General features: G+C 66.8%; 11 protein-coding genes. 2 read left to right on the top strand and 9 right to left on the bottom strand.

The features are described 5' to 3' along the window. Positions 1 to 38 precede the first annotated feature (38 nt). A complete protein-coding gene (locus tag HMPREF3113_RS08250; protein WP_070471729.1) occupies positions 39 to 605 on the top strand; it encodes a hypothetical protein in 567 nt (188 codons plus the stop codon). Here the strand turns inward: HMPREF3113_RS08250 and HMPREF3113_RS08245 are convergent. The 3 genes from HMPREF3113_RS08245 to HMPREF3113_RS08235 form a co-directional block, all read right to left on the bottom strand. Then, positions 595 to 1,554 carry a Nudix family hydrolase gene (locus HMPREF3113_RS08245; protein WP_070471728.1) on the bottom strand — a complete coding sequence of 320 codons (960 nt, stop codon included), beginning with the start codon at positions 1,552 to 1,554 and terminating at the stop codon, positions 595 to 597. The genes HMPREF3113_RS08250 and HMPREF3113_RS08245 overlap by 11 nt on opposite strands. Before the next feature lie 504 nt (positions 1,555 to 2,058). Beyond that, on the bottom strand, positions 2,059 to 4,791 hold the full coding sequence (gene secA, locus HMPREF3113_RS08240) for a preprotein translocase subunit SecA (RefSeq protein WP_019182478.1): 2,733 nt from the start codon (positions 4,789 to 4,791) through the stop codon (positions 2,059 to 2,061). A 168-nt stretch (positions 4,792 to 4,959) separates the two neighbouring features. Beyond that, on the bottom strand, positions 4,960 to 5,910 hold the full coding sequence (locus tag HMPREF3113_RS08235) for a M23 family metallopeptidase (RefSeq protein WP_019182479.1): 951 nt from the start codon (positions 5,908 to 5,910) through the stop codon (positions 4,960 to 4,962). A 12-nt stretch (positions 5,911 to 5,922) separates the two neighbouring features. Here HMPREF3113_RS08235 and HMPREF3113_RS08230 point away from each other — a divergent pair, with 12 nt between their 5' ends. After that, complete coding sequence (locus HMPREF3113_RS08230) at positions 5,923 to 6,363, top strand: DciA family protein (RefSeq protein ID WP_026069663.1); 441 nt, start codon at positions 5,923 to 5,925, stop codon at positions 6,361 to 6,363. Between the two features lie 295 nt (positions 6,364 to 6,658). On the opposite strand, the gene lpxC is transcribed toward HMPREF3113_RS08230, so the two are convergent. From lpxC to murC, 6 genes are all read right to left on the bottom strand, one after another. Then, positions 6,659 to 7,570, bottom strand: a complete 912-nt coding sequence (lpxC, locus tag HMPREF3113_RS08225; RefSeq protein WP_070471727.1) for a UDP-3-O-acyl-N-acetylglucosamine deacetylase — start codon at positions 7,568 to 7,570, stop codon at positions 6,659 to 6,661. A 216-nt stretch (positions 7,571 to 7,786) separates the two neighbouring features. Further along, a complete protein-coding gene (gene ftsZ / locus HMPREF3113_RS08220; RefSeq protein ID WP_019182482.1) occupies positions 7,787 to 9,019 on the bottom strand; it encodes a cell division protein FtsZ in 1,233 nt (410 codons plus the stop codon). Between the two features lie 280 nt (positions 9,020 to 9,299). Further along, positions 9,300 to 10,535: a cell division protein FtsA gene (gene ftsA, locus HMPREF3113_RS08215; protein WP_017355446.1), complete on the bottom strand. Its 1,236-nt coding sequence runs from the start codon at positions 10,533 to 10,535 to the stop codon at positions 9,300 to 9,302. Then, entirely contained in the window at positions 10,532 to 11,293 is a 762-nt protein-coding gene (locus tag HMPREF3113_RS08210; protein WP_070471726.1) for a cell division protein FtsQ/DivIB, read from the bottom strand. The genes ftsA and HMPREF3113_RS08210 overlap by 4 nt, the downstream gene beginning before the upstream one ends. Next, complete coding sequence (locus tag HMPREF3113_RS08205) at positions 11,290 to 12,273, bottom strand: D-alanine--D-alanine ligase (protein WP_070471725.1); 984 nt, start codon at positions 12,271 to 12,273, stop codon at positions 11,290 to 11,292. The genes HMPREF3113_RS08210 and HMPREF3113_RS08205 overlap by 4 nt, the downstream gene beginning before the upstream one ends. Further along, on the bottom strand, positions 12,270 to 13,706 hold the full coding sequence (gene murC / locus HMPREF3113_RS08200) for a UDP-N-acetylmuramate--L-alanine ligase (protein WP_019182485.1): 1,437 nt from the start codon (positions 13,704 to 13,706) through the stop codon (positions 12,270 to 12,272). The genes HMPREF3113_RS08205 and murC overlap by 4 nt, the downstream gene beginning before the upstream one ends. Positions 13,707 to 13,741: the final 35 nt, after the last annotated feature.

Raw genomic sequence — 13,741 nt, 5'->3', positions numbered from 1 at the left:
TCGCTTGCAGATAACGCCGGCGCCGCTACGCTGCTGCGATGAAACCGCTCGTGTGGCTCCTGCTGTGTGCGCTGTGCCTGCCCTCGCTGCCCGTCCTGGCGCAGGCGCCGCAGCGCGTGAACCGCTGTACCAACGCGCAGGGCGAAACCGTCTTCACCGACCGCCGCTGCGATGCAGTGGGTGCTACGTCGCGCTTGCCCCCGCGCACCGCGAGCGTGGGCAACACCGGCATCTATCGCGCCGGCTGCGCGCGCCGGCTCAGCGAGCTGACCGGCCAGATCCGCGACGCGGTCAGCGCGCAGGACGTGAACCGGTTGTCCTCGATCTACCTGTGGAGCAACGTCTCCAACGCCACCGCGAACCACATCATCGGGCGGCTGGAATCGGTGGTGCAGCGCCCCCTGGTCGACATCGCCCCGGTCTACCCCGAAAGCGCGCCGGTGATGGTGGACCCGGCGCTTGCCGCTGCAGGTCCTGAATCGGCGCCTTCGCGCCCCCGCCCCATCGGACTGCGCATCGAACAGACCCTGGGCAGCACCGCCACCCCGGCCCGGACCGTGTTCGGCCTGCGGCGTCAGTACGGCTGCTTCTGGATCACGCTGTAGCTGGCCACAGCGAGCGGATCGCCGCGATGCCCTGCGCGCCGTGGCGGCGCGCCTGCTCGATATCGCCGGGGGTCATCCCGCCCAGCGCGTACAGCGGCAGCGAGACCTGCTCGCGCAGCGCTTCGAACGCGTCCCAGCCCAGCGGCGCGATGCCGGGATGGCTGTCCGTCGTGTGCACCGGTCCCAGCACCGCAAAATCACAGCCCAGCCGCTGCGCCGCCTGCAGCTGCGCCAGATCGTGGCAGGAGGCCGCCACCAGCTGACCGGCCGGCAGCGGCCGCTCGCCCAGCGCCAGCAGCTGCTCACTGCCCAGATGCACCCCGACGCCCAGCCGCCCGGCCAGGTCGATATCCCGGTTCACCAGCCACTGCGTGCGCGGCCCATGCTGCTGGATCACGCGCTCGGCCAGCGCCACCCGCGCCGGACTGGATGGCGTGCGCAGCTGCACCCGGCGCACGCCACTCTCCAGCGCCTGCGCCAGGCGCCCCAGCCAAGCCTGGTGGACACTGTCCTCCTCGCCCTCCAGCTCCGGGGTAATCAGATACCGATCCGGCTGGCGCAACGCCGCCACCACCGGCAGGTCTGCCGGCGGCATCGAGTACCGGTGCAGTTTGTCCGGGGCCACCCAGGTGATCGCCTGCCCTTCCCGCCCACGCGGCGAGCCCTTCCAGCCCTGGATCCGGCGCACCTCCAGGCGGAGCCGCTTGTCCGGGTAGATCTGCGGCACGTCCATGATCCACTCACCGACCTCCGCCTCGATCCCCAGCTCCTCGCGCAGTTCCCGCACCAGGGCCTGCTCGGAGGTCTCGCCGGGCTCCCGCTTGCCGCCCGGGAACTCCCACAGGCCGGCCATATCGCGGTTCTCGGTACGACGGTTGAGCAGGATGCGGCCGCGGGCATCGGTGATGACGCCGGCCACGACATGGATCGAACGAAGGGGAGATGACATACCCCGAGGATGCCCAAACCGGGGCCCGTGACGCAATGCCCCTGCGGGTAGTTGTAGGGGCTCGTTGTGGCTCGTGGTGGCGTCTCCGCTCGAAGCTGCCGCGAGCGTAAGGGCCCCGCAGCGACCGGCAGGCCCCTCGGCAAATGTCCCCCGGCCGCCGCCTGGCGGCGACGGCCTCCTCCTTGATTTTGCCCAGGAGCCTGCCGGCCGCTACGGGGCTCGCGCGCGGTAGGAGTGCGGAAAAGCGGACCTTGCTGTTGGGCGCCAGTAGTCTCGATACGTGGGGCGCGATGCCCTTGTGGGCGAAATCAAGGAGGAGGGGACGGCCGCAGGCCGGCACCGGGGGACATTCGCCGACAAGGGCATCGCGCCCCAGCGCCCGACCCATCGACCGCCGTGCCTGGAAGGGTCAACGCGCACCACATACCTGCCACGCGGATGGAAGAAGAACCAAAAAAAAGCCCCGCACAAGGCAGGGCTTCTTCGGCACGTCCAATCAGCCGATCAACTCAGCTGACCATGGCAGTGCTTGTACTTCTTGCCGCTGCCGCACGGGCACGGATCGTTGCGGCCGACCTTCGGCTCATCACGGGTGACCTGCGGCACGCCGTTCTGGGCGGCCTCCACCTGCGCGGCCTCTTCGTCTGCACCGTAGCCGCCGGCGTCCTGGTGCTGGAACTGCGACTGCAGCAGGCGTGCTTCGGCCTGCTGACGCTCGGCCTGCTCCAGTGCCGCCACTTCCTCTTCGCTGCGGATGCGCACGCGCGCCAGCAACGTCACCACTTCGCGCTTCACGTTCTCCAGCATTTCCGAGAACAGCTCGAAGGCTTCCTTCTTGTACTCCTGCTTCGGCTGCTTCTGCGCATAACCGCGCAGGTAGATGCCCTGGCGCAGGTAATCCATGCGCGCCAGGTGCTCCTTCCAGCTCTGGTCCAGCACGGTCAGCATCACGTGCTTTTCCAGCGCGCGCATGGTCTCGTCGCCCACGCCGGCTTCCTTCGCGGCGAAGTGCTCGTCGACCTTGGCCTGCACCTTCTCGGCGATGCCTTCGGCGTCCAGCTCCTCGTGTGCCTTGACCAGCTCGGTCAGCGACATGTCGATGCCGAAGTCCGAGGCCAGCGTCGCTTCCAGACCCTGCAGGTCCCACTGCTCATCGATCGAGTTCGGCGGCACGAAGCGCGCCACCACATCGAAGATCACGTCGCCGCGGATGCCGTCGACGTTCTCCTTCACCGACTCCGCATCCAGCAGTTCGTCGCGCTGGCTGTAGATCACCTTGCGCTGATCGTTGTTGACGTCGTCGAAGTCCAGCAGGTTCTTGCGGATGTCGAAGTTGTGCGCTTCGACCTTGCGCTGCGCCTTCTCGATCTGGCGGCTGACCAGACGATCCTCGATGACGTCGTCTTCCTTCATGCCCATCATGCGCATCGCCTTCTGGACCCAGTCCGAGGCGAAGATGCGCATCAGGTTGTCTTCCAGCGACAGGTAGAAACGGGACGAACCCGGATCGCCCTGGCGGCCCGAACGGCCACGCAGCTGGTTGTCGATACGGCGCGATTCGTGGCGCTCGGTACCGACGATGTGCAGGCCACCGGCCGCCTTGACCGCGTCGTGGCGCTTCTGCCACTCGGCCTTGACCTGGGCGCGCTGCTCGTCGGTGGCGTCTTCGCCCAGCTCATGCAGCTGCGCTTCCAGCGAACCACCGAGCACGATATCGGTACCACGGCCGGCCATGTTGGTGGCGATGGTCACCGCGCCCGGCATGCCGGCGTTGGCGATGATGGTCGCTTCGCGGTCGTGCTGCTTGGCGTTGAGGACTTCGTGGTGCACACCGGCCTTGGTCAGGTGCTCGGACAGCATCTCCGAGGTTTCGATCGAGGTGGTACCCACCAGCACCGGCTGGCCGCGCTCGTTGCAGGCCTGGATATCGGCCAGCACGGCGTTGAACTTGCCGTTGCGGTTGAGGAACACCTGGTCCGAACCGTCCTTGCGGATGGTCGGCCGGTTGGTCGGGATCACCACCACTTCCAGGTTGTAGATGCTCTGGAATTCGTAGGCTTCCGTATCGGCCGTACCGGTCATGCCGGACAGCTTCTTGTACATGCGGAACAGGTTCTGGAAGGTGATGCTCGCCAGGGTCTGGTTCTCGCGCTGGACCGGCACGCCTTCCTTCGCTTCCACCGCCTGGTGCAGGCCATCGGACCAGCGGCGGCCGGCCAGGGTACGGCCGGTGAATTCATCGACGATCACCACTTCGCCATCGCGCACGATGTAATCCACGTCGCGCTGGTAGATGGCATGCGCGCGCAGGGCGGCATTGAGGTGATGCACCACGGTCAGGTTCTGCGCGGCGTACAGGCCCTCGGTTTCGGCATTGAGGATGCCGGCTTCGACCAGCAGCGCCTCGGCATGCTCCATGCCCGCTTCGGACAGATGGACCTGCTTGCCCTTCTCGTCCACCCAGAAATCGCCCTCGCCTTCCTCGGCATCCTGCTTGATCAGGTGCGGGACGACGCGATTGACGCGGATGTACAGCTCCGGGGAGTCATCGGCCGGGCCGGAGATGATCAGCGGGGTACGGGCTTCGTCGATCAGGATGGAGTCGACTTCGTCGACGATGGCGTAGTGCAGGCCGCGCTGGTAGCGGTCCGCACGGGAAAGCGCCATGTTGTCGCGCAGGTAGTCAAAGCCGAACTCGTTGTTGGTGCCGTAGGTGATGTCGCTGGCGTACGCCTCGCGCTTGTCGCCGTGCGGCATGCCCGGGTAGACCACGCCCACGCTCAGGCCCAGCCAGTTGTAGAGCTTGCCCATCTGCGCCGAGTCACGGCGGGCCAGGTAGTCGTTCACGGTGACCACGTGGACGCCCTTGCCTTCCAGCGCGTTGAGGTAGACCGGCAGCGTGGCGACCAGGGTCTTGCCTTCACCGGTGCGCATTTCGGCGATCTTGCCCAGGTGCAGGACCATGCCGCCGATCAGCTGGACGTCGTAATGGCGCATGCCGAGCACGCGGCGGCTGGCTTCACGGCAGACCGCGAACGCTTCGGGCAGCACCTTGTCCAGGGCTTCACCGTCAGCGATGCGCTGCTTGAACTCCGGGGTCTTGGCCTTGAGCTGCTCGTCGGAGAGCTTTTCGATTTCCGGCTCCAACGCATTGACCTTGGCGACGATGCGGTTGAGCTGGCGCAGCTGTCGTTCATTACGACTGCCGAAGACGCGGGTAAGCAGGCTGTTGATCATTGAAGGAACCGGTTGGAATGAGACGCCCCAACGGCGGCGCTCTCCCCGGGGGATGCGCACGCCGCAAACGAAACAGGGCGCACCGCGCCCTGTCTATGGCAACACCCATTGTAGCTTGGGACGGGGGTCCGGCGTTTCAAGCACCCCCGTTCAAGTTCGTTACCGTGATCAGCCCCGCGAAACGCGGCCGACCGGGGTGTTGCCGCCATCACCGAGGAACTTGCGCGGATTGACCACCTGGCCGCGTTCCCAGACCTCGAAGTGCACGTGGGCACCGGTGGAACGGCCCGTGGAACCGGCCTTGGCCACTTCCTGGCCGGCCCGGACCAGATCGCCCGGCTTCACCACCAGGCGCGAATTGTGCGCATAGCGGGTCACATAGCCGTTGCCATGGTCCACATCGACCACGTTGCCGTAACCGCCCTTCACACCGGCGAAGCTGACCACGCCATCGGCCACCGACATCACCGGGTCACCGACCTTGGCGTGGAAATCCATGCCCTTGTGGGTGGCCGCGCCGCGACCGAACGGATCGCTGCGGGTGCCGAAGTTGGAGGTGATGTAGGTGTTGCGGATCGGCATGCGCGAGGGCACGGCGTTCTGCTCGAGCTGGTGGTCGAACATCAGCGATTCCATCACCGACAGCTGGCGGCCTGAAGCAGCAAAGCGCTGCTCCAGCACCTGTAAGTCGGCGTTGACCGCGCTGACCGGGATGTCCTGGGTCGGGCCGGGCTCGCCTTCACCGAGGCCGGGGGTCTCGTTGAAGTCGAATTCGCCGTCTTCCAGTTTGCCCATCTGGGTGAGTCGTTCGCCCAGGGCATTGAGACGGGTGGCCTGCGCCTGCAGCTCGCCCATCCGCGCTGCCAGCGCGTTGACCTGGGTCTGAGCGTCCTTCTGGGCCTGCGCCAGTTCGCGTTCCTGCTGTGCGACCTTGGCGTGGAGCCGGGAATCGTTGAACATGCTGCCACCGATACCGGCACCGAAGCCGATCAGGCAGCCCACCCCCAGCACACTGCCCAGCAGGGCACGGGGGGAATCTTCGAAGTAGAAACGCAAACGCGCCAGCGGCGTCTTGGCCTGTCCTTCACGCGTTTTGATTACGATCTTTTTGAATGCCATCAGTGAGTTTTCATGTCTGAGCCGAAATCCAGTGCCCGTTCCCCATCCACGCCGAAGCCGGCGCTGGATGCGGTCATGGCGGACAAAGCCGGTAACCCGCTGCGTCGTGCCTTGTGGCTCGACGCGCTGGACCGTCAATTGCGCCCCCATTTGCCGCCTGCACTGGCCACCCGTTGCCGGCTGGCGAATGTAAACGGCGAGCACCTCGTTTTTCTCGTCGAATCTCCCGTGTGGCACGCCAAGGTCCGGCTTGCCGAAGCACAGTTGATCGACGCGGCCCGGTCCATCGGGCTGAAGGTCACCAAGGTGACCGTCAAAACAGCGTCCGCCCCTCCCCCACGCTCCCCAGCGATCGACAACAGGAATGGCCCCCACGCTGTTTCAGCCGCCACGCACAAAGGGCTACGCGACGCGTTGGCTTGTCTGCGCGACGTGGATTCCTCCAAGTCGTGAAGCCATCGGGGCATCCCGCCCCTTCCCGGCCGCGTCACGATCACGTGAACTTTGGCTGGGAGCCGGTCTGCACTGTAGCGGCGTCGGTGCCGCCAGTCGTTAGTGTTTTATTAAATTAACGTTAAATTCGGCACAAACCTTGATGAGGTTCACAAATCTGTGCGCTGTGCACCCCTACGGTTCATTGACGTCAAGATCACGCGGCGTTGAGCCCGTCCTGACCCCCTGAAACAGAAACGGCGCCGTGGGCGCCGTTCTATTTTCTTTCAGATCAATGGGTTGGCCAGAACCTGGCTCAGGCGTAGGCCGGCAGACCATAGACGACGGGGGCCTCGACCGTAGGCGACTCGTAGCTGACCCACTCCCACGCGCTGGCATCGGCCAGCAGGGCGCGTACCAGCTTGTTGTTGAGCGCATGGCCGGACTTGAAGCCCTCGTAAGCGCCGAGCACCTGGCCACCGGCCAGGTACAGATCGCCGATCGCGTCGAGGATCTTGTGGCGCACGAACTCGTCGGCGTAGCGCAGGCCGTCGTCGTTGAGCACGCGGAACTCGTCGAGCACGATGGCGTTGTCCATCGAACCGCCCAGGCCCAGGTTGCGCTCGCGCATGTATTCCAGATCCCGCATGAAGCCGAAGGTCCGGGCGCGGGAGATTTCCTTGGTGTAGGCCAGGGTCGAGAACTCGATTTCCGCGCGCGACTGCTTGGCCGGGATCATCGGGTGGTTGAACTGGATGGTGAAGCCGAGCTTGTAGCCTTCGTACGGCTCGAAGCGGGCGACCTTGTCGCCATCGGTGACTTCCACCGTCTTGAGAATGCGGATGAAGCGTTTCGGCGCGTCCTGTTCGGCGATGCCCGCCGACTGCAGCAGGAACACGAACGGGCCGGAGGAACCGTCCATGATCGGCAGCTCGGCCGAGGACAGCTCCACGATGATGTTGTCCACACCCAGGCCGGCCAGGGCCGACATCAGGTGTTCGACGGTCTGGATCTTGGCCTCGTGGTAGGTCAGGCCGGTGCACAGCGTGACTTCGGTGACCAGGTCCGCACGCGCGGGCACTTCCACCACCGGGTCCATATCGACGCGGCGGAACACGATGCCATGGTTGACCGGGGCCGGGCGCAGGGTCATGTAGACCTTGTCACCGCTGTGAAGGCCGACGCCGGTGGCGCGGATCGTGTTCTTGAGGGTGCGTTGCGGGATCATCGGGGGGCAGGACCAGAAAGCGCGCGGTCAGCGCGGCTGTGACAAACAAGAATAACACGCACTACCGCTGTCCCTTCCGTGAACCGTGGTGCGTCGACAGCACTGCCCGGACGTGCGCGATGCACGACGGCGGTCAGACTGCCGGGCCGATCCTGGCCCGGCAGCATGGGACATGGAGGTGCTTACCGGGGAGGACAAGGCCCCGGCCAGCGTTACTCAGTCCGCCTGGCGGCGCAGGAACGCCGGGATGTCCAGGTAATCGTTGGGCAGCTCAGCGGCGGCCGGACCCGAAGCGCTCGGAGCCGACGGTGCCACGGTGTCGGCGCTGGGACGACGCAGGCCCATGCCCATGCCCATCCCGCCGACGGCCTTGGAGACCGCATCGCCGCCGTTGTCGAATTCGCCGAACTCCGGCTGGCCGGTGGTGGCGTTGCGGACCAGCTTGATCGGTGCGCGCTCGCCCGGACGCTGGGTCTTGGCGGTGACGGCACGGTTCAGGCCGGTGGCGACCACGGTCACGCGGACTTCGTCCTGCATGTCCGGGTCCAGCACGGTACCCACGACCACGGTGGCATCTTCGGAGGCGAAGCCATCGATGGTGCGGCCGATCTCGTCGAACTCGGCCATCGTGAAGTCGGCGCCGGCGGTGATGTTGACCAGGATGCCGTTGGCACCGGCCAGGTTCACATCGTCCAGCAGCGGGTTCTGGATGGCGGCTTCGGCCGCGGCCTGGGCGCGGTCATCGCCACGCGCGGTGCCGGTGCCCATCATCGCCAAGCCCATTTCGGACATGACGGTGCGCACGTCGGCGAAGTCGACGTTGATCAGGCCCGGACGCACGATCAGATCGGCGATGCCCTGCACGGCGCCCTGCAGCACGTCGTTGGCGGCACGGAAGGCCTGGATCATGGTGGCGTTGCGGCCCAGCACGGTGATCAGCTTTTCGTTCGGGATCGTGATCAGCGAATCGCAATGCTGGCTCAGCTCTTCGATGCCCTTCAGCGCGACCTGCATGCGGCGACGGCCTTCGAACGGGAACGGCTTGGTGACCACGGCGACGGTCAGGATGCCCATCTCCTTGGCCAGCTGCGCCACGACCGGGGCTGCACCGGTGCCGGTGCCGCCGCCCATGCCGGCGGTGATGAACACCATGTCCGCACCCTGCAGGGCATCCATGATGCGCTCACGGTCTTCCAGCGCGGCCTGGCGGCCGACTTCCGGGTTCGCGCCTGCGCCCAGGCCCTTGGTGACGTTGGTACCCAGCTGCAGCTGCAGCTTGGCACCGCAATTCTTGATGGCCTGCGAATCGGTGTTGGCGGTGATGAATTCCACGCCGTCCACACTGGTGCTGACCATGTGCGCCACGGCGTTACCGCCGCCGCCGCCCACGCCGATCACCTTGATCACCGCATTGGGTGCCATCTTTTCAATCAGTTCGAAATGCGCCATGTCCGTGTCCTCGTGTTGCCGTTTACGCGGGACGGGGGCTTCGGAGAATCCTTCTCCTGTCCTCCCCACCGTCGTGCCGGCGAGTTGTAGTTGGTATGCCGGGCTGGATAGAGCCAACCGCGACGGTGTTGCCTGCTTCAATGGTCGGCCAGGTGGCCGGGTAATGCGCTTGCTGTGTACGTCGTGATGCGGGGTGTTGCGGCGTTGCGTGGACGGTGTGTGGATTTTTCGGGAACTGCTTATCGCTTATTGCATGTGTACTGCGTGTTGCGGGCCGCGATCAGAACTCGCCGCGGAACCAGGTTTTGAGCTTCTTGAACATGCTGCCGGCGCGGCCGGTCGGCAGCGACGGGCGACGCGGGTGTTCGATCTGGCTGCCCATCAGCAGCAGGCCCACGCCGGTGGCATGCACCGGGTTGCCCACCACTTCGCCCAGGCCGGTGACGTGCTGCGGGATGCCCACGCGTACCGGCATCTGCAGCATTTCCTCGGCCAGTTCGACCACGCCTTCCATCTTCGAAGCGCCGCCGGTGAGCACCATGCCGGCGCGCACCAGTTCCTCGAAACCGGAGCGGCGCAGTTCGGCCTGCACCATCTCGAAGATCTCTTCGTAGCGGCCCTGCACCGCCTGGGCGAGTGCATGGCGCGGCATCCGGCGCGGCGGACGATCGCCGACGCTGGGCACCTGGATGCTTTCCTCGGCGGTGGCCAGCTGGGCCAGGGCGCAGGCGTAGCGCACCTTGATCTGCTCGGCTTCCGGGGTCGGCGTGCGCAGCATGTGCGCGATGTCGTTGGTGACGTGGTCGCCGGCGATCGGCAGCGAGGCGGTGTGGCAGATCGCGCCCTGCACGAACACGGCCAGGTCGGTGGTACCCGCGCCCATGTCGACCAGCACCACGCCCAGCTCGCGCTCGTCGGCGGTCAGCACGGCCACGCTGGAGGCCAGCGAGGACAGCACCAGGTCATCGACCTGCAGGCCGCAGCGCTGCACGCACTTGGAGATGTTGGCGGCGGCCGACTGTGCGCACACCACCAGGTGGGCGTGCACTTCCAGGCGCACGCCGGTCATGCCGACCGGATTGCGGATGCCTTCCTGCGAATCGTCCAGCACGTACTCGCGCGGGATCGCATGCAGGATCTTCTGGTCCGCCGGGATCGCCACCGCCTTGGCCGCGTCCAGCACGCGATCCAGGTCGCCCCAGGTCACTTCGCCGTCGCGGATCGGCACGATGCCGGGCGAGTTCTTGCACTGCACGTGGTTGCCGGAGATCGAGGCGTACACCGAGCGGATCTCGCAGCCGGCCATCAGCTCGGCCTCTTCGACCGCACGCTGGATGGACTGCACGGTCGATTCGATATCCACCACCACGCCGCGCTTGAGACCGCGCGATTCGTGCGAGCCGATGCCGATGACCTCGATCGGATTGCCCGGCGAATACTCGCCGACCAGCGCCACCACCTTGGAGGTGCCGATGTCCAGACCGACGATCAGTGATTTGTCACCCTTGCGATTCATGTCCTGTCCTGCGTCGTGTGCGCCACATTGGCCGGCGCGGCCGGTGCGGCCGGCGTCGCCGGAGCCGGGGTACCCCAGCTCAGTGTGAAACCATTGGTATATCGGAGGTCGGCGCGCTCGATCGGCGCCGCCTGGTTGGCCAGCTGCGGCAGCACGCGCACGAAGCGCTGCAGGCGCGAGCGGGCATCGTCGCGGCCCACGACCACTTCGGTGCCGTTGCTCAGCACCAGCGACCAGCTGCCGCGTGCGTCCATGGTGACCCGCTTGACGTCCACCCCGGCCGGCGCGAACAGCGCGCGCGCATCGTTGTAGAGCGCCACCACTTCTTCGGTCTGGCTGTCCGGACCATCCAGGTCGGGCAGCTCCAGGTCCTGCAGTTTCTTGGGCGTGGCGAACAGCTTGCCCTGCTCGGAGAGCAGGCGGTCATGGCCCCAGCGCGCGAACGGCTTGTGCTCGACCAGGGTGATTTCCAGCACGTCGGGCCACTGCTTGCGGACCTGCGCGCTTTCCACCCACGGCAGCGTTTCGATGGCGTCCTGCGCATCCTGCAGCTTGACCGCGAAGAAGCCGGACTTCGCATACGGCAGCACCACCTGCTGCAGCTGCTCGGCCGGCACCCGCTTGAACTCACCGTGCACACGCAGCTTGGCCAACGGCCACCGCTCGGCACCGACCCAGCCGTTGAGCACCGCCACCACGGGCAGTGCCACGACCGACAGGGCCAGCAACCAGACGAAGATGCGCAGCACCGCGTTCATGCGTGGCGGTTCTCCTGCGCTGCGTGACCCGGCAGGGTCTGTTCCAGTACGCGCCAGACCAGCTCTTCAAAGCCGATCCCGGCCTGGCTGGCCGCCTTGGGCACCAGCGAATGGCTGGTCATGCCCGGCGCGGTGTTCACTTCCAGCAGGTAGAAGCGGCCCGTGCTGCGGTCGCGCATCACGTCCACCCGGCCCCAGCCGCGGCAACCGGCAGCGCGGAACGCGGCCAGTGCAAGGCGGCGGATCTCGATCTCGTCCTCGCCTTCCAGCCCCGGGCACAGGTACTGGGTGTCCTCGGCGATGTACTTGGCGTTGTAGTCGTACCACTGGCCCTTGGGCACGATGCGGATCGACGGCAGTGCCTGGTCGCCCAGGATCGCCACGGTCAACTCGTCGCCGACCACCATCTGCTCCATCAGCAGCTGGCCGTCATAGCGCACCGCCAGTGCGACCGCCTCATCCAGGCCGGCCTCTTCCACCACGCGGCTGATGCCGACGCTGGAGCCTTCGTTGGCCGGCTTGACCACCACCGGCAGGCCGAGCTCGGCCGCGGCGGCATGGACATCGGAGGCCTGGTCCAGCGCGATGAAGCGCGGGGTCGGCAGGCCGTGCGAGATCCACACCTGCTTGGTGCGGATCTTGTCCATGCTCAGCGCCGAGCCGAGCACGTCCGAGCCGGTGTACGGCACGCCGAAGGCCTCCATCAGGCCCTGCACGATGCCGTCCTCACCACCGCCGTTGTGGCCGTGGAGGATGTTGAAGACGCGGTCGAAACGCTTCTCGACCAGCGCCAGCGCCAGGGCCGGGATGCCATCGACGGCGATCGCATCGACGCCGCGCGCGCGCAGCGCTTCGATCACGTTGCGGCCCGAATCCAGCGAGACGTTGCGCTCGCTGGAGGTGCCACCGAGCAGCACGGCGACGCGGCCGAACATGGCCGGGTCGGTGAGGCGCAGTGGCGGGAAGGTCAGCGCGTTCATGCCGCCGGGGCCTCCTGGAAGCCTTCGCCGGCGATCTGCTGGGCGATGTAGCCGATGTCGCCTGCGCCCATCATCAGCAGCAGGTCACCGTCCTGCAGGACGTCGGGCAGCACGTGCGCCAGTTCGGCGGCGTTGCCGACCACGACCGGCTCGCTGCGGCCACGCGCGCGGATGGCGCGCGCCAGCGAACGCGAATCGGCCCCCGGGATCGGCGCCTCGCCGGCCGGATAGACCTCGCTCAGCACCAGTGCGTCCACTTCGGAGAGGACCGCCGCGAAGGCGTCGAACTGATCGCGGGTACGGCTGTAACGGTGTGGCTGGAACGCCACGACCAGGCGCTGGCTCGGCCAGCCGCCGCGGGCGGCGGCGAACACGGCGGCCAGTTCGCGCGGGTGGTGGCCGTAATCATCGATCACGCGCACCTTGGCACCGGTGTGCGTGGTGACGATGCCCAGATCGTTGAAGCGGCGGCCGATGCCGGCAAAGCTTTCCAGCGCGCGTGCGATTGCCTCCGGCGCCACGCCCAGCTGCCAGCCCACGGCCGCGGCGGCCAGGGCGTTGAGTACGTTGTGTGCGCCCGGCAGGGCCAGCGTCACCGGGTGGCTGCTGCCTTCGGGCAGGCGCAGGGTGAAGCGCATGCGCGGGCCATCCTGGACCACATCCTCGGCGCGCACGTCGGCGTTGCTGCTCATGCCATAGCTCATGACATGGCGCGGCGTCTGCGCGGCCAGCGCGGCCACTTCCGGATCATCGATGCACAGCACCGCCAGGCCGTAGAACGGCAGGCGCTGCAGGAACTCGGCGAACGCAGCCTGGACCCGGGCGAAATCGTTGCCGTAGTTTTCCAGGTGGTCCGAATCGATGTTGGTGATCACCGAGACCAGCGGGTTCAGGCGCAGGAAGCTGCCATCGCTTTCATCGGCTTCGGCCACCAGCCACTGGCCACTGCCGAGCTTGGCGTTGGCACCGGCAGCGAGCAGCTGGCCGCCGATCACGAAGGTCGGGTCCAGCCCGCCTTCGCTCAGCACCGCGGCGGTCAGGCTGGTGGTGGTGGTCTTGCCGTGCGTGCCGGCCACCGCGATGCCGCGGCGGAAGCGCATCAGTTCGGCCAGCATCGCCGCGCGCGGCATGATCGGAATGCGCTGGCTGCGCGCTTCCATCAACTCGGGGTTGTCATCGCGGATCGCGCTGGAGACCACCACGCAGTCGGTGCCGAGCACGTTGGCAGCCGAATGGCCACGCATCACGCGCGCACCCAGGCCGGCCAGGCGACGGGTCGCGGCGTTGTCGGCGTTGTCCGAACCGGACACTTCATAGCCCAGCGTCAGCATCACTTCGGCGATGCCGCTCATGCCGGTGCCGCCGATGCCGACGAAGTGCACGCGCGGGAACGCACGTACCAGGTCGTTGGTGTCGTGGAGGCGGCGGATCATGCGCGGCCTCGCGCCAGGCTGGCGCGCGTAGCGGT

It is taken from the genome of Stenotrophomonas sp. HMSC10F06, from assembly GCF_001807865.1.
GTDB classification, from domain to species: Bacteria; Pseudomonadota; Gammaproteobacteria; order Xanthomonadales; family Xanthomonadaceae; genus Stenotrophomonas; species Stenotrophomonas bentonitica_A.
Note: the sequence above shows the minus strand (reverse complement) of the source record. Positions and strands in the feature narration are given on the sequence as shown.